The sequence below is a fragment of the Celeribacter baekdonensis genome (genome assembly GCF_003047105.1).
In the GTDB taxonomy this organism is placed as follows: Bacteria; Pseudomonadota; Alphaproteobacteria; order Rhodobacterales; family Rhodobacteraceae; genus Celeribacter; species Celeribacter baekdonensis_B.
Map to the genome: position 1 here is coordinate 374900 of NZ_CP028472.1, position 22075 is coordinate 396974.

Genomic DNA, 22075 nt, shown 5'->3' on the forward strand with positions numbered 1-22075 from the left:
TTTGACCCGGGTTACGGGTTCTCCTCCTCCAACAGCGCTGCCAGCCCGTGATCGAGCCTGCAAAAGCTGTGAAACCTCTTTTCGTAATACGGACCCAACGCCGGGTCGGGTCGGTGTGTGCGGGCCACGCCGGTCATTTGTGCGGTGGCTTCGGCCAAATCGGCATAGGCACCACAGGCCACAGCGGCACAGATCGCCGCGCCCAATGCGCCCACCTCAGAGGCGCGCACCGCCTCCACATTGCGTTGGCAGACATCGGCAAACACCTGTGCCCAGACCGGAGATTTCGACGCCCCGCCCGCAAGCCGGATCGTTTCTGGAAACGGCTGACCCGCCACGGCAACAGCATCCTCGGCATGGCGTCGCGCCTGAAACACAACCCCTTCAAAGATAGCGCGCAACATTGTCCCCAAATCATCGCTCGCGCCCAGATCGACAAAGGTCCCACGCCGCGGATCGGGTCCAAACACATAGGGCAAAAACTGACAGCGGCGGGTTTCGATCGGGCTATTGGCAACCAATGAATTGGCCTCAGACACGGAAACGCGCCCGCCCATGGCATGATCCAAGAACCACCCCAGATTGGCGGCAGAACAGGGGCTGCCTTCGGCAATCAATCGGCGATCCCCGCCCCGATAGAGCATGTTCAGGATCGGTGTGTCTTTGCCTTTTGGTGGGCCGCTTTCCAGACTGTTGATCGACCAAGTTCCGGCAATCATTGTTAAAACCGGCGCATCAACCGCACCCGCCCCCAAAGAACTGGCGGCCACATCCATCATCGACCCCGCCACTGGCGTACCCTCCGGCAATCCGGTTTCTTCAGCGGCACGGCGCGACACCCGCCCGGCAATACTGTCGCTGGCCACGATGGGGGGTAAAAGATGGGCATGGGACTCAAACCCGAGGTCCTGAAAGACCGAATGCGCATAGGTGCCCGCCGCCACGTCCATTAAACCGCCGCCACTGGCCTCTGTCGGATCGGTCAAGGCCTCCCCCGTCAGTCGGAACCGGATCACATCTTTACAGGCCAAAGCCCAACGGGTGCGCGCCATGACCTTGGGATCTGTACGCGCCAGATATGCCAGTTGCATCAGGGTTTGACCGCCCCAAAGCCGGTGACCTGTCTGCGCCGAAATGTCATCGGCGCGCCCGCAGGCCGTCAGCTCCATCACCAAAGGCTGCGCTCGGTGATCAACCGAGACGATGCCCGGACATGTGCCGTGTCCCGCCTCGTCCAAGAGGAAAATACCATTGCCAAATCCGGTACACCCGACGGCAAGAATCTCGCGCCCGGCGCAATGTGCCGTGAGCCGCCGCAGGGCCGAGGTGGTGCCAGCCCAAAAGGCCTCGACATCCCGCTCGACCCGCCCGTCCGGGTGGTGATCGGTGGGGACATCGGCGGTTTCAATCGCGATTTCTGCGCCCATCAGATCATAGGCCACGACCTTGACCGCCGTGCCGCCCGCGTCGATTGAAATGAGGATTTCACCGCTCATGCGACATTCTCCTGAAGCTGCGCGCGTGTGCCCATCAGGCGCGGGTCCTCCAACACAGCGGTGATTTCCAGCGCCAAATCTTTCGGATCGCGTCCCGTTTCCTGTGCCAAAATTTCGGCCAAATCATAGAGCGTCTCGCGCTGTAACCCATGGCCGAGGCTCAATTGGGTTCGCCGCAACACCAAATCTTCGATGCAACAGGCGGCGCGGGCGCGAATGGCCCAGATAATCTCACCCCGGCAATAGCTCGGTGCCCCGGCCAAAGGCGCACTGCCCTGCCCGGTGCAAAGCGGCGCAACCTCTTGGGCCAAGGCCCCATACCGGGCAATCAAACGCGTGGTGATGTCTTTTGACGTCGTCATCGCGTCGCGCGCAAAAGGCGCGGCACCGGGATAAGTGCGTTGCGCGGTGGAAACCTCTCGCCTGCGGCCCAAGTGTTTCAGCACGCGATCCGCAGCCTCTTCACCAAAGGCCCGAAAGGTTGTCCATTTGCCGCCCACAAGCGACAAAACCGGGGCTGCGCAGCCGGAAAAACGATCCTCTTCAAGCGCATGATCGCGGGCCGCGCTGGTGGCCGACCCACCGCCATCGCGCAGCGGACGAATGCCGGTTGTCATCGACACGATGTGGCTCCGATCCACCGCAATATCGGTGAAAAGCCCATCAATGGCACGCAAGAGATAGGCAATTTCGGTCTCTGAAATGCCGCGATCCTCCGCGTCCTTGGTCTCCACTTCGGTGGTCCCGACAAGGATGTTTTCGCCCACAGGAAGGGTGATGATCATCCGCCCGGTGCCATCGTCAAAATAAAAGGCGCGCCCAGCCATGCGTTGATGCAGTGCGGCATGATCCAACACCAAATGCGCGCCTTTGACGCCGCGCAGATACTGCGTTTGACCGCCCAGCTTGACGTTCACATCGTCGATCCACGCGCCCGTGGCATTGACGATCACCTTCGGCGTGATGCGGTATTGCGTGCGATCAAACCGATCCGTCACGACAATTGCGTCACCGTCTTTGTGCCAATTGACATGGTTGAGCGCTGCGATCTGTGGCCCCTGCCCCATCGCTTCACCCAGCATTTCAAACATCAAGCCTTCGGGTTGGGTGATCTGCCCATCAAAATAGGCCGCCACGGCGCGGGTTTGCGGGCGCAGGCCTTTTGGGAAATGGGCCCGGCGCAAAACGGTTTTATGATTTGGCAGCGGATGTTCGCGGCGACCGAAGGCCTCATAGAGCCGCAACGCGCCCTCAAGGGCGGCCAAGGACAGCGGGCCACTCAAACGGGCAAAGCCCAAGAACCGCAGCACCGCACGGGCGAAACCACCCAAAAGATGCTCAAGCGGCACGACAATTTCCAGCGGCTTCACAAGATGCCCGGCATGGGCAATGAGGCGATTACGCTCGCGCGCCGATTCCGCCACCAGCCGAAATTCGCGCCCCTCAAGATACCGTAGCCCGCCATGGGCCATACGGCTTGAGGCGCTGCTCGCGCCTTGGCAAAAATCATGCGGGTCTATCAGCACGCAGGACACCCCGTTGAGTGCCAGATCGCGCAGTGTCGCCACACCGTTCACCCCACCGCCAAGGATCAAAACATCAGGGCCCTGCAACCCAGCAAGCCGGTGCTTGCTGGTGTGACGCAAGGGGGGTGTGTCAGAGGGTATGGCGCAATTTTGTTTCATGCGGAGAGAACAGCCTATTTTTTATTTTTTGTAAATAGCACTTTACAAAAAATAAATAAAATACGGCAAGTCACTCTGACCAAATGCAGGGCATCGCCCAGAAAACGGCCGCTCAAACCCGGCCCAAAAAGCGATCCTCTTGCTTAATAAAACAAATGCTTACTTTGATAAATTCCACTTACGTCCTGCATAGCGCAACAGAGTGGCGCGCCGCTGTTGGCGGTCATTGGTACAGCGGCTAAAAGACGGCATGTGGACCAAAACCACGCTGTGCGCGATCACCCAAACCGGGTAGAATCCCTTTGGCCAAACGGTTCGACGTCCGGCCAAAGGGATTTTGATAACTCAGATTGGTCGAAGAAAGCTCAAAAAGCAGACCGTCACCGAGACAGTTCGTCATCGCCAATGCGGTTGCGGAACACCATCAACCGCGCCTGTTTGGCGCGATAATAATTGTCGACGGAATACGCAATCGTGGCGAAATCCGGTCGTCCATCCCCGTTGAAATCGGCCATGGCGATCCGCGCCACGGAATCATCGGAAACGCGCCACTTGGCGAACACGCCGGCTTTTTTATCGACCATTTTGTAATACATAACCCCCTGCCATGGCCATGGACCCCGCAACCCCACAAGGAATTCTTCATCGCCATCCCCATCGAAATCCGCACAGAGGATTTGATGGCCGGGCCCTTCGCCATTTTCATTTGGATCGCCGTAAACGTCCAGCACCTGGCGGGTCCAACGGGCGGTGGCCGGATCGCTTTCGGGGTCACGGGTATAGATGGCAACCGTATTGCCATGAAACGGCTCGATGGCGGCGGCATAGCTCATTGGAACACCATCAATGCGCCCCGCATCAAGATCGCCACTGCCCTTAAACCCGGTCTCTTCGAACTGTGTGGTTTCGCCTTCGCCGATCCGCACATGCTGCCATGTGGCTGTGTCCGCATCATAGTAAATCCACGTCACCCCTTCATCCGAGGCAACCAAAACAGAGTCCCGATCCGAACCGGGGATGAGCCCGCGCTTTTTCTCCGCCCCGTGCAACATGCGATAACTCATGTCGTCGATGGTGGTCATCGGCCACTCCTGCGCCGTCAGAGGGTCGTCGGGCTGGGTGAACATCACCAGCGGCAGCACCCCATGTACGTTGCCCTTGGTCACAATTGGAAATCCGATGATCTCAAGCCGCTCGGTCTGGGTGAAATACCCGGCGCGCAAACGATGCATCCCGGTGGCGCGGCCAATGTAATGGCGTGTCCATCGCTTGGCCTCTTCCACTCCCGGCCCCGGATTTTCGATCCAGTCGATTTTGCCCCCGGTCTCTTTTGCATCCACAATGGTGCCGATGTCGCCGTAAAGATCGTAACAGATGATCGGGTCGGGATAGCCATTGCCGGAAATATCGGCGTAGTCGCCCCCAACCGGCATTCTGACGCCATCCGTGATCAAACGACGGGTCCAATCGCCATTTTGATACCAATAAATCTCACCAAGCCGCAGCCCGTATCCAAACAGATCCGGCTTGCCATCCTGATTGAGATCCGGCGCTTCAAGCCAATAGCCGTCGCGCAAATGATCCGCCACCAATTCGGGTTCAAACACCGGAATCATAAGCGGGGATGTCTTTGCCTGAGGCCCGGCTTCGGGGGTCGGACGGGCGGGGGTTTTCTGAATATTCATCTCTGTCGTCTCCTTTAGTGGTGGCAACACTGCCCAGTGTGAGTGTCCGATGTCTGCGGCCTTGGCGCGGGGCCCTCGGGCACAAGTTCAACGGCAAGCCAGAGGCAATCGGTGCGTGCGACATACTGGTGCCATGGGTAAAGAAAGCTGCCGTCCCCAGCGGGTTGAACCGCATAAATGCCGTGCGCTGCGCCGGGGGCGAGATATTGATTTTCATACAAAGTGCTCAGGTCATTGCGGCGAAATTTTTGCATCGCGCCATCCCCTGAAATTTGCACATGGTATTCAAGAAACGGGTGGCTGTTGTGGATCAGACAGGCCGTGCCCGCAGGTGCAAACCAAAGGTTCATAAACACGCCCCAACACTGCGGCGGACCCGGCGGCAGGGTCGGGGCAAGGCGATCCGGGGTGGCCTGAATCGTTGTCACCCGATCTCGGGGGGATCGAAACAGGGGCAGACCCGCAGCCCCCGACACAGACGCCATGCCCGGCAATGTATCCAGCCTGCGCCATCCGGGCGCGGAACACAGATCAGCCGGCGCCGACAGCCGATCCAACGCCAAAGTGACAAGCGTCGTGTCGCTGCGCAGCGAGACCTCGCGCAAAAACGCGGCCCCAAGCGGCGCAATATGGTCCCGTAGGCCCGACGGATAGAACGGCACGGGGGTCACACCAGGGTTCACCACGATGGCGCGGCTGCCGATCTCAACATGCCCCCCGTTTTGAAACACCCGGACCGGCAGATTGGGCGTGCTGAAACTCAGCGCTCGGATGTCACCATCTGTTTGCTCCCCAGTCAGACCAAAGTCCCTTTGCGGTGTTGTGAGCGTGGTCATTTCATCTCCTTTCGCGAACCGTCGAAGCCGGTTCCCCCGGCTTCGACACCCTGTCAGATCAGGCGGCGGGCTGAGTCTGGGCGAACTGCGGTTTGCCCGGCATTGCCCCGAAGTCAATCCCCGGAATGGCATTTGAAATGACCCCGGTGAACAGGTCCGAAAGCGCCTCCAAAACCCGCGCCGTGGCCTGACCATCACCGTAGACGCCGCTGGCGCGGGTCATGCCGTCATAGAGAATGTGATCGGTCAAAAGCGCGCTCACTTTGGTTCGCACCGCCTGCCGAGTCCGCCCGATCAGAACGGCGGCCCCCGCAGTGATCGCCTCGGGCCGTTCGGTCACATCGCGCAAAACAAGCGTGGGTTTGCCAAGGGAGGGGCCTTCTTCTTCCGCGCCAGAACTGTCCGAAACGATCAGATGCGCCTTGATCATCAGGCGGCAAAACTGGCGATAGGGCAGCGGTTCGATCGGGTAAATATTGTCTTCGCCCGACACAATCGGAAGGATCGCCTCACGGACCACCGGGTTGAGATGCAGCGGCATCACGATGCGCACATCATGGGTGCGGGCAATATCGACAAGCGCTTGGGCGATCTCGCGCATCGGTGCGCCCCAGCTTTCGCGGCGATGGACGGTGGCGATGATAATGGGGCGGGTGTCCGGGCCGTCAAGAAAGGCCAGCGGGTCGTCTTGATGCTCCGGCACTGGCTGGGCGGCGGCCCAACGGACCGCATCGACAACGGTGTTGCCCGTCACCCGGATGCGGTCGGGGTCCACCCCATCATGCAACAGATTGTCGGCGCTCACCAAAGTCGGGGCAAGGTGCAGATCAGAGATTTGACAGACCAGTTTGCGGTTCGCTTCTTCGGGGAAGGGCGATGAAATATGGCCACTGCGCAGCCCTGCTTCGAGGTGGACCAGAGGCACACGGTTGTAAAAAGCACCAAGCGCTCCGGCAAAGGTCGAGGCGGTATCGCCATGGACGACAACCGCGTCGATGCCGAAGTCCTTGAGCGGGGCACCCAGTCCGGTGATGATCCGGGCGGTGATTTGATCAAGCCCCTGCCCCGGTTTCATAATGTCGAGATCGGCATCCGCCTTGAGGTCAAATTCCGTCATGGCCGATTGCAACATATCGCGATGCTGCCCGGTGGAAATCACGATGGGGCGCATGTCCGACCGGTCCTGCATCGCCCGGATCACCGGGGCGACTTTGATGGCTTCGGGGCGGGTTCCAAAAACGAAAGCGACGTTTTTCACGGGGTTTTTCTCGGAGTTTTTCATAGTGTTTTTCACAGAATCTTTCATGGGAGGTCCTTTCTAGGGGGGAGGAAGGCACGGTGAGAGACACCGTTGGCTGGGGCAACGTGTGACGCAGAGTTTCAGTCCGAATAGTGTCGCCGTCAGGTCGAGGAGTTGCGAATGCTGAGGCTATGGGAAAAGACATTGCCGGGGTCGTAGCGGTCCTTGACGCTTTGCAACCGCGGGTAATTGTCTTTGTAGTAGAGCGTGGACCATGGCACGCCGGAGCGGTTGCGCGCAGGGTCGGCCATATCGCGATCGGGATAGTTGATGTAGCACCCGTCCATCTGTTCGTTGGGCACCGGGACACCACCCGTTGCGGCAAAAACGTCTTCGTAAATGTCGCGCAACCAGCCGAGATAAAAGGCATCGTCCTTTGGATCGCTCCAAAAGGTCTGGAAACACATTTTATAGATCGAGGAGCGCTGCGCGTTTGCGGTGGCATCCGGACCTTGGGCATTCACCGCGCCGCCAAAGGAAAACAGCACCAACATCGTGTCGGGGTTGGTGAAATCTTCACGGCTCATGTGTTTGTAAAGCGCTGCAATTTGGCGGCGATCAAAGCCCTGTTTCATATAGGCCGATTTGTGACCACCGCGCGATGTCGGGTTGGTGATGGTCGGATTGTTCGAACCCACAAGTTTGGTCGCCTGAAGCCAGGGCAGACGCGCCCCTTCGAGGTAATCCGGCATCGCGGGAAGTTCACCGATCGGGGTGAGCATCGGGCGCGGAACGATGTTGGTGCCCTCAAGCAGCGCCGACATGTAGTCCGCAAGAAGAGTGGCGGCATTGGGATCGTCGCCATCCACTTGGGTGAACATCCCCATGGCCCCCGTGGCCCGGTGGCTCACATTAAAAAGGCTGCTCAGGGAGGTGTAGGGGCTGTCAGGGGCACTGTTGCGGGCGTGCCAATGGCTGAAGTTTTCGATCAGCCGGGTAAAATTTGTCTCCGTCAACTGATCCCAGTCAAACGCAACCGCGCTGACCAGAACTTCGGCCGGGGGGCGGATCAATTGCGCGCCGGGATCGCTGCCTTCGGCGCCGGGCGTGCGGAACCAGTAGCGTGTGACAACGCCGAAATTGCCGCCCCCTCCTCCGGTATGCGCCCACCACAGATCATGGTTCGGATCCTCCGGGTCCGAGCTGGCGCGCACCAGATGCGCTTGCCGATCTTCGTCCACGACAACCACCTCCACCATAGAGAGGTGATCCACGGTCAGGCCATATTTGCGCGACAAAAGCCCGTAACCGCCGCCAACAATATGCCCGCCCACTCCGACCGAGTAACAAATGCCCGCCGGTAGGGTCACACCCCAACCTTTATAAAGGCGTTCATAGACATCAATCAGCATCCCACCCGGTTCGGCATAAAACGCACCAACCGTCTCATCAAACCCAACCGCCCGCATCGGGGCCATATCAAGGATCACTTCGGTTTCGGGATTGCAGACGAAATCAGCAAAACAATGTCCGCCGGAGCGGACGGTAAATTTTTTACCCAAATCAAGCGCCTCTTGGGTGGCCAGCAGGGCATCTTGTGGCGTGTGGATCATGCGCACATAGTCTGGTGTCGACAAAAACCGCTGGTTGTTGCCTGTGCGCAGCGCCTGAAAACGCGCGTCTTCTGCCGTGATCCGCTGTCCGGTTTGCACAGCAAGTGGCGCGGGGGCGACGGCTGATGTGTCGGCATAAGCGGGCCGGATGGCCACCCCGGATGCGGCCGCCCCTGCGGCGAAAGCGGAGCCAATAAAGCTGCGACGGGACACTGTGGTCATAGGACATTCCTTCGAGATTGGGATGACGTAAAATTCCTGTCGGGCTTTGCAAAACCGCCCTGCCCTCATGAAACGTCGATTCCCAAATCTCGAGTAGTCGTCCCCGTGTTGAGACATCCTTTCCAAAACGTGATTGCTGCACCTGCGAATGCCCCTGTGACGCGGCATGCGGTCAGCCGTAGGTCGGCTCTAACCCAAGATCATCAAAGGCCCGGCGCGCGTCTTCGCCGCGAAACACCGTTTCAATCAAGTGCCCGCCAGGGGCACGCAAGAACACGCGATGCTCGGCCAGGCCTTTCAGTGACATACAAGAATACGGCAAACGGCGCGCTTTGAGCCGTGCGATGAAATCGTGATAGCCCCGCCTGCGAAAGGCAATGTGATCAATGATTTCGCCATCAATAGGAGTGCCGCGACCATAACTGCCGATGAGATGCACCACCGGCGCATCGCCGGAATACAGCCAATGCCCCGGAATTTGTTGGATCTCAAGGGGCCGCTCCCCCTCCTCCAGATCAAAAAGGTCCATAAAAAATTGGCGTGTTGCCGCCAAATGCGCGGTCCGAAGTGTCACATGGTCAAGTTCAATCATTGAAATATCCTTGCCGCCTCTCGCGGTGCTGTCAAAATCATGGGGGCGACCTCCGCCCCCACCTGTCTCTCGGGTGGTTCTTTGGCGCGACCCGGCCTAAGCCGTCACAAGCGGCGCAGACAGGCGGCCAAAACCTTCCTGGCGACGATATTGCGCCGCCGGATAGGCCGCATCGCGTTCCGAAGCGCGGGTCAAACGCGCACATTGTTCTGGTTCAAGCGACCACCCCACGGCCCCAAGATTATCCTCAAGTTGGGCCCGGTTGCGCGCGCCGATGATGACATTCGAAACCGTGGGTTGCCGGGTGAGCCAATTGATCGCCACCTGTGGCACGCTGTGCCCGGTTTCCGCCGCGATCTCAAACAGCACATCCAACACGTCATAGAGCAACGCGTCATCGACCGGCGGGCCCATGGAGGCGGTTTCATGCAATCGGCTGACGGCGGGCACCGTACCTCCACGGCGCAATTTGCCCGTCAAACGGCCCCATCCAAGCGGACTCCAAATCATCGCCCCCACACCCTCATGCGCGCCAAGCGGCATGAGGTCCCATTCATAATCCCGTCCCACCAAAGAGTAATAAACCTGATGCACCACAGGGCGCGGCACGTTCATCTGATCGGCCCGCTCCAAAAGCTGCATAAGCGCCCAACCCGGATAGTTTGAAACCCCCCAATGGATCACTTTGCCGGACCGCACCAACATGTCGATGGTGGTCAAAATCTCCTCAGGCGGGGTGTGGCTGTCATAGGCGTGGAGCTGCAAAATATCGATGCGGTCTGTGCGCAATCTCGTCAAGGCCGCCTCCACCGACCGCACAAGGCGCCCGCGCGACACGCCCCAGTCGTCGGGGCCGTCACCCATCGGCAAGCCCGTCTTGGTCGAGATCAAAACCGCATCCCGCCGTCCCTCAAGGGCCGCCCCAAGAATGCTTTCGGACCGTCCGGCGGAATACACATCCGCCGTGTCAAACAGGGTCACCCCCGCTTCGAGACACAGGTCGATCAATGCGCGCGCCTCATCCACCTCCGTCTGACCCCAATTGGAAAACAGCGGGCCGGTTCCCCCAAAAGTGCCCGCGCCGAAACTCAGAACGGGGACGCGCAGACCGGATTGGCCCAATTGACGATAGTCCATAATAATAGTCCTTTAGAAATGAGGTGTTAGACCGGAACGCGAGCATCGCGGCGCAGTGAGATGGTGCCGAGCAAAAGCGCGGCCAATGGAAACACAGCCGCGGCAAAGGGCAGGTCCTCATATGAAAACCCTGCCGCCAAAAGAGAGCCCCCAACCCATGCGCCAAGCGCGTTGCCCAGATTGAAAGCGGCGATGTTGAAGGAGGCCACAAGGGCTTGGCCCGCGCCGGTGGCCTGTGCCATGACCCAGGCTTGCAGCGGGGCGACCGTGGCAAAGCCCGCAGCCCCAAGCGCAATGGTCAACACAATGGCACTCACCTGCCCCTGCGCCGCAAATCCAAACCCAAACAGCACCAGCGCCAAAACACCCAAACTGCCCAGAACGGTTGGCCCAAGCGCCCGGTCAGCAAAGCGTCCGCCAAGAACATTGCCAAACACCAAGCCACAGCCAAAGCCCAAAAGGATTGGCGACACAGCCGCCTCAGGCAGGCCCGCCGTCCGTGTCAAAAGCGGAGCGATATAGGTAAAGACTGTGAAAACGCCCGCGTAACCCAACACGGTCATCGACAATCCGCGCAACACGCCCCCCCGGCGCAAGACGGTCAAATCTTCGCGCCAATCGCTGATTTCTGTTGGCGCATGGCTGCGCGGCAGCACCGCCGCCATCACCACAGCGGCGACAACACCAATGGCCGCAACCGCGTAAAAGGTCATGCGCCAATCAGTGTGTTGCCCAAGCCATGTGCCAAACGGCACGCCCAAAACATTGGCCAAGGTGAGCCCGGTGAAGACAATGGAAATGGCGGAGGCTTGACGCTCGCGCGACACAAGGCTTTGCGCGACCACTGAGCCGACGCCAAAGAATGTGCCATGGGTCAAGGCGGTGACAATCCGCGCCGCCAAAAGCGTTTGATAGGTTGGCGCCACAGCACAGGCGAGATTCCCGAGGATGAAAATCCCCATCAAAAGCAAAAGAACCTGACGATGCGGCCAGCGCGCGGTCAGGATCGTCAAAATTGGCGCGCCAAACACAACCCCAAGCGCATAGCCAGAAATCAACGTGCCAGCGGTGGCGATGGTGATCGAGAGACTGTCCGCAACGTCAACGAGCAGCCCCATGATGACGAATTCAGTAACCCCGATGCCAAAGGCACCGAGGGCGAGAGCGATGAGAGCAGCTGGCATTTTGGTCCTCCATGGAACGACGATGTCACTCACCCTGTCATGATGGCTGATTTTAGAGTATACCTCTCTAAGGAACAGGATTTATGAAGTGTAGGCACAATGCTTGGAGACCCCGGACGGCTTAGGGCCTTGGAAATTTTCGCACTGGTTGTCGCGGAAGGCAGCTTTTCGGCGGCGGCGCGCGCGTCTGGGTTGACGCCGTCTGCGATCTCGAAAACCATTGCCCGGCTCGAAGAACGCGTCGGGGCTGTGCTCGTCCTGCGCTCAACCCGTGCGCTGACCCTGACCAGTGAAGGCCGGGATTTGCATTTACGGGTGCTTGAAATTCTGGCCGCCCTTCACACCGCAGAGCGTGAAGCCGGAGCGGGACGGACCCCAGCCGGGCCGGTGCATATCACCACATCGGCCTCTTATGCCCAACACCGGCTGTATCCGATCCTCCCCGATTTGATCGCCAAATATCCGCAACTCTCCATCACGGTCAGCCAGACTGACCATGTCGTTGATCTGATCGAGGCCCAGGCCGATCTTGCCATCCGCGCCGGGGAGATGCCCTCTTCGGCTCTTGTCGCGCGCACCTTAGGCGCCTCACAGCGGTTGGTCGTTGCCGCCCCCGCCTATCTGGCGCGCGCCGGGATGCCGCAATGTCTGGAAGATTTGGCGGGATGCACACTGATCGGATTTGCCTATCGACGCAAAAGCAAACCCTGGCCTTTTGCGCTCAACGGCGAGGTGATGGACCTCAACGCCGACCCGCGCCTTCAGGCCAGCGATGGCGAAGGGGTGCGGCACATGGCCTTGAGCGGTCTTGGCCTTGCCCGGCTGGCTCGGTTCACCATCGAAGATGACCTGAAAGCCGGTCGTTTGGTCGAGGTTTTGCCAAGTTATAATCCGGGCGATTTGGAGCCATTTCATGCGGTCCGGCTCGGCATCGGCAGTGCCGTACCGGCGCGCATTCGGGTGCTTCTCGACTATCTGGCGCGCTATGGGCGCGTCGACCAACCGTCCCCGCGCCGCGATGACGCGTAACGGGCAACCGTTTGGATGCCCGCTCCGTCCGAGACATCAGCCCGGTCGACTACTCCGGCGCAAGCGCGTTACGCTGTGCGCATTTTGCGCCGCGACAAAACCCAACGCGCCAGCTTCATCGACGGTTCTTCGACAAAGCGGAACAAAATCCAGCCGCCCAACAAAGACGCTGAAAAATAAAGCGCGATGGCGGCCATTCCGCCCAGAACAGAGAGATCCTGTAGCCCAAGCTGTTTGCTCAACCAAAAGATACTGACCCCCTGAAAGAGGTAGAAGCCAAAGGAGACTTGGCCAAGCCAGAGGGTCAGCCTGTTGGTCAAAAAGACCGGAGAGCGCCCCTCACGATCCCGTGCCGCGCATTCGGTGATCAGGGCGGTCAGCGGCAAGATATAACAAATGCCAAAGGTGTAGAGAAACGGCAGATGCTTGGCGATCGCGATGGAGGCGATCAACATCACGCAAGAGGACAACAGGTCGATCCGGGGCCACCGACCCAGCACCAACATCCGCGCCGCCACCATGCCGATTACAAACTCAAACATCCGCGGCAGTGGAAAGATATAGTTGAACCAAAACTGCGTGCCGGAAATCGGTGAAATCGGCGATTTGGGTTCGCTTGGCACAAGATATGTGGTGATCAGGATCACCGCCAACATCCCCATAAGCAGCGCAAGCAGGCTTTGCCCAAGGCGCTGGTCTGGGATCAGGCGAACCAGTGGCATGAGCACAGGAAACAGCAGATAAAACACCATATCGCTTGAAAGGGACCAGGACGGCGGATTGACACTGACATAGACGGTCGGGTCCGTGCTGAACGTGCTGAACAGCGTCAGGTTGAGAATGGCGGTTTGCGGCGAGGTATAGACACCGGCGAACAGCACAAGCGAAATCGCCCAGACCACGACATGCGGCGGATAAATCTTAAGCATACGCCGCCACATAAAGCCGCGGATCGAAAAACATTGGGGCGTGGCCCAAGTGATCACAAAGCCGGACAGAATGAAAAAGAAACTTACGCCGACATAGCCGAGTTGACGAAAGAGCTGCTCAAGGGTTTCTCCCACGGGCGTCGCGCCGAACGGGTTCGTCGGCTGATAAGGCGGCAAGGGCGAGGTAAAAAGGGTGACATGAAATAGAAAGACCGCGAAAGCCGCAAAAAAGCGCAATCCGGTCAAAGAAGGAAGCCGAGGCAAGCGATCGCCATCACGGCTGGACGACATCCACGATTTGGCGTCTTTCGGTCTGCGAAACGGTCCTGATGTGGGGGTGGGTCGTGTCATGGTAAGCTCCTGTTTGAGGGATAAAAGGAAACGGGCGGGACCTTTCGGACCCGCCCGCAGTGGCGTTAGTTTTGTGGGACGGTCTCAGCGCCGTCTGGCGCTCGATCTGGCCGAAGCAGCAGCGCCACAAGAAAGCCCAGCACCACCAGCGCAACGTTGATCGCGATGGCAAAAAGCACACCTCCCAATATGCGCTCGGGTGCACTCAAAGCATCGAGATCAGGCTGAGAGAGTATGCGCGCCGACACAATCGCGCTCATGATGGGAATGCCAATGGTGATCCCGAATTGCTGGGTCAGAATGGCAAGCCCGGTGGCCAGCCCCTGTTGTTTGTTCGGCAGACCCGAGGTCGCGGCGGTCATAAAGCCGACAATGGCCAACATGTTGCCAATGCCGCCAAGGAAGGTGGCGATCAGCATCAGCGGGATCGAACCGGGGTTTGTGGTCAAAAGGATCAGCGCCGCTGTGGCCACGGCCTGAAGCGCGAACCCGGCAAGAAGTGTGCCACGATGACCAATCAGAGAGATCACCCGCGAGGCCATCACACCGCCCAACACGGTCCCTGCCCCAAGGATACCAAAGGCCAGACCGGTCACTGTTCCCGACTGTTGCAAGACCTCTTGCAGATAAAGCGTCATGAGGAACACCAGCGATGTTTCCGTCGCAAACGCCAGCAGGCCGGTGATATTGCCCAAGGCAACCGAGCGACGTTTGAGAATGTTGAGCGGCACAAGCGGCTCCGCCGAGCGTTTTTCAATGACAATAAAGACACCGAACAGAACCACACTCAAAACCATGGATTCGATACCAAGGAAGGCCTCCAAACCGTGGTTGCCAAGCGCCGTGATCCCGTAGACCAGCGACAAAACGGCGGCGGTCACGGTGATCGCACCGGGCATATCCAACGTCATCTTACGGGCACCGGGATCGCGCGCGGGCTCTTTGATCAACATGGGCGCAAACACCACGACGATGGCGGCAATGGGCACGTTGACAAAGAACAACCAACGCCAGCTCAAAAGATCCAAAAGCACACCACTGAGAACAGCCCCGGTGGTAAACCCGGCGGACATGATCGCCCCGTTCATGCCCAAAGCGCGGTCCCGCAATGGTCCCTCGGGGAAAGAGGTGGTCATTAAAGAGAGGGCGGTGGGCGTCACCATGGCGGTGGACAGGCCCTGCATAACACGCGCCGACAACAACACGGTTTGGCTTTCGGCCATGCCCCCCACAAGCGAGGAGATGCCAAGAAGGACCATCCCGCCAATAAAGAGATTTCGCCGACCAAGGTAATCGCCAAGCCGTCCGAAAAACAGGGTAAACCCGGCGGCCGTGAGCGCAAAGGATGTGACAATCCACTGCATCCCGCCCAAGGAAAACCCAAGTGCAGCGCCAACTTCGGGCAACGCCACGTTGAGAATGGAAAAATCGACGGCCATCATAAATTGGGCCAGCAAAAGAATGACAAGCGTGCGCCAAAGCTTTGATGTCATTTTGGTATCAGGGGCCGCCAGTTTGGCGGCATTCAGTTCAGGGTTGGCATCTGTGGGCATTTCGATCCCTTTCGAATGACAGAAATCTACGCCAAAGCGCAGAGTGATCCGGCCGCACCGATCAGGGGTGGGGCCTCCGGGTGACTTCAGTATCTCTGCGGGGCGCTTGGTCAGTAGCCACTCATTTGGCGAGGCATTCTTGACGATTCAGCAACAATGCGGGACGGGCTGGTCTGGCCCAGCGGCGGTCCATCGAAAACCTGCCCATTCACAAGGCATTCCCGCCCTGAACCGCGCGCGTTTCCCTCAAGGGCACATCAAATAATGGATAGGGTCTTTGCAGAACTGAGCAATTTGGTACTCTGGTCGTATTGAGTATAGTCATCTCCCACAGGTCGCGTTGCGCGCCTCATTTTGTGAAATTTGTGTAAAGTCAGTTTATTAGGAGACGTCGAGATGCGAGCACAGACCCCCTATTCAACGCACATCAACAGCATCCAGGATCTCACCATCTTCACAACGATCGTCGAGGCAGGGTCGCTGTCGCAGGCGGCACGCGACCTCAACCTCTCCCTCGCTTTGGTCTCCAAACGACTGTCAAAGCTTGAAGATCTATTGGGGGTGCGCCTGATCACGCGCTCAACCCGAAGCTTGTCGGTGACCGAGAGCGGACAGGATTTTTACGAACAATGCCGGGTCATTCTTGAGGGAATACAACGCGCCGAAAACAGCATTCAATCGCGCAAAGATGAAATTTCCGGGTCTCTCACGATCACATCGTCCACCTCTTTTGCCCGCTTGTTTCTGGCCAAAATCGTTTTTGGCTTTCAGGCGTTACACCCCAATGTGTCCATCCATTTGCTTGATGACGATGGCATCGTCAGCCTGATTGATTCCGGTGTTGACCTCGCCATTCGTCAGGCGGTTTTGCCGAATTCTTCCCTGATCGCGGTGGCGATCGCAACGGATTATCGGATTGTGTGCGCCTCTCCCGGCTATCTGAGCAACGCGCCTGCGATTGCGCGCCCCCAGGATATTTCCGCCCATGAATGTGTGGTTTTTGGCACTCCCCCGATCACAGACTGGCGGCTTTCGAACGGGCAAGACACCGTCACCATCCCGGTGAAATGGCGCATTTCCACCCGCTCCGGGGATGCCACAACAGCCGCCGCAATGGCCGATGCAGGCCTTGCCTATTCCTCGATCTGGAGCGCACGGGCCGAACTTGATGCTGGTCACATCGTCAATGTCCTGCCAGACTGGCGCTCCCCGGAACGTAAAATTTATGCGGTCTACCCGTCCCGCACCTATCAAACGCCGCTTTTGAAAGCCTTCGTGCATTATCTCGGAGTGCAGGCCAAAGTGCTTGAAAAAGCCTTTTTGAGAGAACCCGCCTGCCCCAAAGCCACCGTGTTCAGCGCCACCGAGAACGCGGCGCGGACGGCAAAATCAACCCGCCCTCTGCCGTGAGATCCAAGTGACGCATTTGTTTTTGATCACGGGCCAGAGCCTTGCGACAGGGCGTGCTCCTGCGATGACGGTTGATCCCGTGGCGCAGGAGCAGGCTCTGTGTTTTGGCGGCGGCCCTGTCGGCGGGCAGGGTCAACCGCTGACCGCGCGTCTTGGTCCTCTGCGCGAAACCGGGACGGAAACCATCGCCAGCGGCTTTGCCGCTCAGCTCTTACAGACCTCGTCTGACCCGCTCATTCTCGCCGGGCAAGGCTGGGCCGGTCAGCCCTATGCCGTGCTGCGCAAAGGCGGGCCAAGCCACGTCTTTGAACAGCTGATCGCCCAAGCCCAGACGGCCAAAACTCATGTGCCGGACGCCCAGTTTGGCGCAATTTTGGTGCTGCATGGTGAAACCGACGGGGCGCAAGGCACCGCGGACTACGACCGCATCCTGACGCAATGGCATCAGGATTTTGCCTCTGCGCTCGCGGACATCTTTGACACAGCCGAACCAATGCCCATGCTGATATGTCAGACCTCAAGCATTTCTGGTTATTGCAGCGGGGATCGACGCCATTTTCGCACGCCCCAGATGCAATTTCAGGCCGCGCTGACCCATCCTCAACTTGTTCTGGTGGGGCCAAAATATCAGTATGACTACATAGATTGGGCCCATATTGATGCCGCCTCGACCCGTCGGCATGGTGCCCTTTTTGCCAAAGCCTATCGTCGGTTGGCGCAGGAGGGCAAAGACTGGCACCCGCTTCAACCGCGCCGATTGACCCAGATGGACAGCACCGTTTTGATCGACTTTGACGTGCCCGTGGAACCGCTGTGTTTTGATACCGAGCATGTGTGCGATCCCGGCCAGTATGGGTTTTCGCTCCATGACCCACACAGCCATATCATCGCAGTGGAACCCGCTGGGCCAAGCCGCATCCGTCTCGTGCTTGACCGTCCTGCCGCGCGCAGTGCACGGGTCAGCTACGCGCTTTACAACGGTACACCCGGACTGTCAGGTCGGCTTGATGGGGCGCGTGGGTGCCTGCGGGATTCTGATACGGAGCGGTGCGCCCTCGATGGGTGGCCACTTTTCAACTGGTCCGTGGCCTTTGATCTCCCCATCAACTGGGATCACCATGATCGGGATCGGTCCGGGTAACGGCCCTGACGATGCCACGATGGCCACCCTAGCTTTACTGTCGAATTTATCATCCTCCTGAGCGTTGAAATATTGCGCGACGGCTGCGAGGACCGATGCGCGACGGTCCCTCAATACATTAGTATCTCTTATGTATTTTGTATAATTTCTAAATATACCTAATGATTTTTCCGACCTAACGTCTTCTCGATAAGGGGACCGTAAGACATAAGGCCTCAAACCAATGGGAGACTCCACATGCTCAAATCTCTACTTCTCGGTGCCGCGCTTGGAACCAGCCTGCTCGCCTCTGCATCGGCACAGGATTATCCGACGCAGGACATTGATCTCGTCGTGCCGTTCGATCCGGGCGGAAGTGTCGATGTCACCTCCCGCTTGCTTGCGGAAGCTGCAAACAAATACCTCGATGGCGTGAGTGTTGTCGTGTCAAACCGTGCCGGTGGTGGCGGCGTTGTGGGGCAGAGCTTTGTCTCAAGGGCCAAGCCGGATGGCTACACGGTTTTGGCCATGACCAGCTCGGTTGTGACCAATCCTCAACTCAAAGGCGCGCCCTATAAAATCGAAGATTTCACGCCGGTTGCTGCCTATAATCTCGACCCGGAAGTGATCGCCATCCCGGCCTCGTCTCCGTATAAAACCATTGACGATTTTGTTGCCGCCACCAAAGAGCGCCCGTTGAACATCACCGTGGCCGGGATCGGCACGTCGCACCATATGGCCGGTCTCGCGCTGACCTCTGCAGCGGGTCTTGAGTTCAACTACATCCCCGCGAATGGCTTTGGCGAACAGCTTCAAGCAGTTGTCGGCGGTCATGCCGATGGCGCATTCTGGCCAATGGGCGAAGCGATGGTCCACGCCGAAGCGGGCACTGTGCGCATTCTGGCCATTGCCTCGGATGCACGCGATCCGAATTTCCCAGATGTGCCGACCTTTGAAGAAGCCGGGTTGAACATCCCGATCTGGGCGACCTTCCGAGGCTGGGCTGTACCTGCGGGCACCTCGGACGACACCGTGTCTTTCTTGTCCGATCTTCTCAAAAAGGTGTTTGAAGACGACACCTACCAAGAAAAGATGGCAGCGGCCGGTTTTGATGCGATCTATCGCGATGCGGCAAGTTTCCAGACGATCATCACCGCCTATTCCAATCAGGTTGTGCCGATCATTGAGGACAACGGCCTCGCGAAATAACGCAGGCTAAAACACCTATCCTGCTTATGCTGATCACGTCCGCCCAACCGAGCGGCGGACGTGATTGGCGTCTTGAAACTTTGTGTTGAGGTAGTCATGCCGACTTCTGTCAAATCCGAAAGGGCCACACGGCGTGTCCTGAGCGACGTCTATGTTTGGACGGGGGCCGTTCTGTTTGCCTTCGGGGCGGGGGCTGCATATCTCGCCATAGGCTTTGATCCCAGCTCCCGAACCTTTCCTTTGGTGGTCTCGATCATCATGATGCTCGCGGGCGGCGGCGTCTTTTTACAGGCCCTCTCGTCCCACGAACACCGCCCCCTGCCGCTGCATGAATTCGGCACCATCGGTTTGGCTGTGATTGCCATCGTGCTCTGGGGACTGGGGCTGGCATTTGGTTTGGGCTTTTTGCTGTCCACGATCGCGTTGATGATGGCGATGCTGTGGCTGTCTGGGCTGAGAACCCCGCTGCGGGCCTTGGTGATTTCCTCTGTGATCGCGGCTGTGGCCTATGGCCTGTTTGTGATGGTGCTGAACGTGCATCTTCCGCCGTCTTTCCTCTCCTTTATCGCGCCGGGGCTTTAACCATGGATCAGATTGCTCTCGGCTTCTCCGAACTTTTGCAGCCTGCCGTTTTGATGATGCTGACCATCGGCGTCTTCGCCGGTCTGGTCGTCGGCTCCATCCCCGGTGTGAATGACAATATTGCTTTCGCAGTCTTTATCCCGTTTTCCTTTAACCTTCCGGCAGAACAAGCCTTGGCCTTGATGGTTGGGATTTACTGCGCCGCCGCCGCCGGGGGGGCGATCCCCGCGATCATGATCCGTGTGCCCGGCACGGCTTCTGCCCTTTTGACCACGATCAACGGCAATGCCATGGCCCGCAAAGGACAAGCCGGTCAGGCGCTGTCGATTGCGATGGTGTCTTCTGTGGTTGGCGGGATTTTAAGCGCCTTGGTGCTTTTGGTGTTTGCCCCTGCTTTGGCCAAGATCGCCCTGCGCTTTGGCTATGTCGAAAACGCGGCTCTGACCATTTTGGGGCTGTCCAGTGTGGTGGGTCTTCTGTCCGGAAATGTCCTTAAGGGCGTGATTTCCGCCATGCTGGGCCTTTTGATTTCCACCATCGGCTACAGTCAGGTGACGGGCTATCCGCGCTACACCTTTGGCAGCATCAACCTCATCGAAGGCATTCCCTTCGTGCCGATGCTCGTTGGCCTTTTTGGTGTGGCGGCTGTGTTCGACCTTCTGCGCGATCAGGCAAAAGAGCGCCGCGACAAGACCGAGGCCGAAAAATTGCCCGCGATCGGGTCGATGCGCCTTGGGCGTGGATTGATCCGCCGCCTTATTCCGACATGGCTGACCAGTGCGGCAATCGGCAACTTTATTGGGGTTTTGCCCGGTGCCGGGATGCTGATGGCCATTTACATCGCCTATGATCAGGCCGGTCGGCGGTTTCGCAAACATTTCGCGGGCCGCAAGGGCGAAGCCAATTGGGATGAAGGCGCGCCCGAAGGCATCGCCGCGCCCGAAGCCGCCAACAATGCCGTCACCGCCAGTTCCATGGTGCCGCTTTTGTCGCTGGGCATTCCGGGCAACTCGACCTCGGCGCTGTTTATTGGCGCAATGGCGTTGCACGGTCTGGTGCCCGGTCCCCTGCTGTTCACCCAACACGCCGACATTGCCTGGATGATCATGGTCGCCTTTTTGGCCTGCAACATCATCATGGGCCCCGCCGCTTATATCGTGATCCGCACCGTGTCGCGGGTGATCTTTTCCATCCCTAAAAATGTCATGGTCGGCGTCATCGTTTTGCTCTGTTTGCTTGGGGCCTACTCCGATGGCAACAACCTGTTCAACATCTGGGTTGCCCTTGGCGCAGGCACCGTCGCCTATCTCATGAAGATCGCGAACATCCCGCTTGGCCCCGCCATTCTTGGCCTTGTTTTGGGCGGACAGATGGAAGCCTCCATCGCCAATTCACTCTCCATCTCTCGTGGCGATTGGTTCGTCTTTATCGACCCGGTCAATCACCCGATCAGCGCAATCATGTTGCTGGCCGCTCTGTTGATGTGGGTCGCCCCCGCGCTGCGCGGTCTGCGCCACATGCGCGCCAACCGCTTCGCCAAAGGACAGCGTTCCTGACGCCGCACTCTATTTCTATTCAAGGAGGACCTTTCATGTCCATCACACCCAACCCTGATCTTGCCACCACGCGTGCAGAGGCGGTGCGCGCGCTCATCGCGACCACCCGCGCGCGCCTTGAGGGCGGAGATTTGACCCGCGATCTGCTTGATCACATCCGGCAAGATGTGGCGGATCTGGCCGCGCAAACCGCGTTCTGGACCGACCCCACCTATGCCCCGCCCGAGGGCGATGAACGTCAGGCGCGCTATTTGATCGGTGCCGAAGAAGGCACGGGCATCTCGCTCTATCTCAACGTCATGCGGTCCGGCAAAAAAATCCCGCCGCACGATCACACCACTTGGGCTTGTGTGGCCGCCGTGCAAGGCAGCGAACACAACACGCTGTATGATCGTTTGGATGATGGCGGCACCGAAGGCCATGCCGAACTCGCCGTGCGCGAGATCGTCGAGATCCGCCCCGGCACCTCTGTGGCGCTGATGCCCGATGACATTCACAGCGTTGAAATCCAAGGGGATCAGATCATCCGTCACCTGCATTTCTATGGTCGCCCGCTTGAGACCCTGTCAGAGCGCAAAGCCTTTGATTTGGACAACAACACTTACAAAATCATGGCCGTTGGCGTGAAAACACGGACCTGATCAGG

General features: G+C 58.7%; 18 protein-coding genes. 7 read left to right on the plus strand and 11 right to left on the minus strand.

Going from position 1 to position 22075, the window contains the following annotated elements; all coding sequences use genetic code 11:
* Window positions 1-11: 11 nt before the first annotated feature.
* From DA792_RS01775 to DA792_RS01815, 9 genes are all read right to left on the minus strand, one after another.
* Window positions 12-1496, minus strand: coding sequence for an FGGY-family carbohydrate kinase (locus DA792_RS01775; protein ID WP_107717880.1), 1485 nt, complete (start codon window positions 1494-1496; stop codon window positions 12-14).
* Entirely contained in the window at window positions 1493-3181 is a 1689-nt protein-coding gene (locus DA792_RS01780; RefSeq protein WP_254679189.1) for a glycerol-3-phosphate dehydrogenase/oxidase, read from the minus strand. Before DA792_RS01780 ends, DA792_RS01775 begins: the two co-directional genes overlap by 4 nt.
* 380 nt (window positions 3182-3561) lie before the next feature.
* Window positions 3562-4866 (minus strand): FG-GAP repeat domain-containing protein, encoded by a 1305-nt coding sequence (locus DA792_RS01785; RefSeq protein ID WP_254679190.1) that lies wholly within the window; start codon window positions 4864-4866, stop codon window positions 3562-3564.
* A 14-nt stretch (window positions 4867-4880) separates the two neighbouring features.
* Window positions 4881-5702 carry a hypothetical protein gene (locus DA792_RS01790; protein WP_107717882.1) on the minus strand — a complete coding sequence of 274 codons (822 nt, stop codon included), beginning with the start codon at window positions 5700-5702 and terminating at the stop codon, window positions 4881-4883.
* A 58-nt stretch (window positions 5703-5760) separates the two neighbouring features.
* On the minus strand, window positions 5761-7008 hold the full coding sequence (wecB, locus tag DA792_RS01795; protein WP_254679191.1) for a non-hydrolyzing UDP-N-acetylglucosamine 2-epimerase: 1248 nt from the start codon (window positions 7006-7008) through the stop codon (window positions 5761-5763).
* A 95-nt stretch (window positions 7009-7103) separates the two neighbouring features.
* On the minus strand, window positions 7104-8777 hold the full coding sequence (locus DA792_RS01800; protein WP_107717883.1) for an FAD-binding protein: 1674 nt from the start codon (window positions 8775-8777) through the stop codon (window positions 7104-7106).
* Window positions 8778-8949: 172 nt separating this feature from the next.
* Window positions 8950-9369: a glyoxalase gene (locus DA792_RS01805; RefSeq protein ID WP_107717885.1), complete on the minus strand. Its 420-nt coding sequence runs from the start codon at window positions 9367-9369 to the stop codon at window positions 8950-8952.
* A gap of 96 nt (window positions 9370-9465) precedes the next feature.
* Window positions 9466-10506, minus strand: coding sequence for an aldo/keto reductase (locus tag DA792_RS01810; protein WP_107717887.1), 1041 nt, complete (start codon window positions 10504-10506; stop codon window positions 9466-9468).
* A gap of 26 nt (window positions 10507-10532) precedes the next feature.
* Window positions 10533-11690 (minus strand): MFS transporter, encoded by a 1158-nt coding sequence (locus DA792_RS01815; protein ID WP_107717889.1) that lies wholly within the window; start codon window positions 11688-11690, stop codon window positions 10533-10535.
* A gap of 99 nt (window positions 11691-11789) precedes the next feature.
* On the opposite strand from DA792_RS01815, the gene DA792_RS01820 reads away from it, so the two are divergent.
* Window positions 11790-12719, plus strand: a complete 930-nt coding sequence (locus DA792_RS01820) for a LysR family transcriptional regulator (protein ID WP_107717891.1) — start codon at window positions 11790-11792, stop codon at window positions 12717-12719.
* Between the two features lie 68 nt (window positions 12720-12787).
* Here DA792_RS01820 and DA792_RS01825 read toward each other — a convergent pair whose 3' ends face one another.
* Together DA792_RS01825 and DA792_RS01830 are read right to left on the minus strand one after the other, a co-directional pair.
* Window positions 12788-13999 (minus strand): acyltransferase family protein, encoded by a 1212-nt coding sequence (locus DA792_RS01825; protein WP_107717893.1) that lies wholly within the window; start codon window positions 13997-13999, stop codon window positions 12788-12790.
* Window positions 14000-14064: 65 nt separating this feature from the next.
* Entirely contained in the window at window positions 14065-15552 is a 1488-nt protein-coding gene (locus DA792_RS01830; RefSeq protein WP_107717895.1) for an MFS transporter, read from the minus strand.
* A gap of 396 nt (window positions 15553-15948) precedes the next feature.
* Here DA792_RS01830 and DA792_RS01835 point away from each other — a divergent pair, with 396 nt between their 5' ends.
* The 6 genes from DA792_RS01835 to DA792_RS01860 all read left to right on the plus strand — a co-directional run bounded on the left by DA792_RS01835 (window position 15949) and on the right by DA792_RS01860 (window position 22070).
* Window positions 15949-16962 carry a LysR family transcriptional regulator gene (locus tag DA792_RS01835; RefSeq protein ID WP_107717897.1) on the plus strand — a complete coding sequence of 338 codons (1014 nt, stop codon included), beginning with the start codon at window positions 15949-15951 and terminating at the stop codon, window positions 16960-16962.
* A gap of 7 nt (window positions 16963-16969) precedes the next feature.
* Window positions 16970-18103, plus strand: coding sequence for a sialate O-acetylesterase (locus DA792_RS01840; RefSeq protein WP_159075135.1), 1134 nt, complete (start codon window positions 16970-16972; stop codon window positions 18101-18103).
* 237 nt (window positions 18104-18340) lie between these two features.
* On the plus strand, window positions 18341-19291 hold the full coding sequence (locus DA792_RS01845) for a Bug family tripartite tricarboxylate transporter substrate binding protein (RefSeq protein WP_107717901.1): 951 nt from the start codon (window positions 18341-18343) through the stop codon (window positions 19289-19291).
* Between the two features lie 96 nt (window positions 19292-19387).
* Window positions 19388-19873, plus strand: a complete 486-nt coding sequence (locus tag DA792_RS01850; RefSeq protein ID WP_107717904.1) for a tripartite tricarboxylate transporter TctB family protein — start codon at window positions 19388-19390, stop codon at window positions 19871-19873.
* Window positions 19874-19875: 2 nt separating this feature from the next.
* Window positions 19876-21429, plus strand: coding sequence for a tripartite tricarboxylate transporter permease (locus DA792_RS01855; protein WP_107717906.1), 1554 nt, complete (start codon window positions 19876-19878; stop codon window positions 21427-21429).
* Window positions 21430-21464: 35 nt separating this feature from the next.
* A complete protein-coding gene (locus tag DA792_RS01860; RefSeq protein WP_107717909.1) occupies window positions 21465-22070 on the plus strand; it encodes a cysteine dioxygenase family protein in 606 nt (201 codons plus the stop codon).
* Window positions 22071-22075 lie beyond the last annotated feature (5 nt).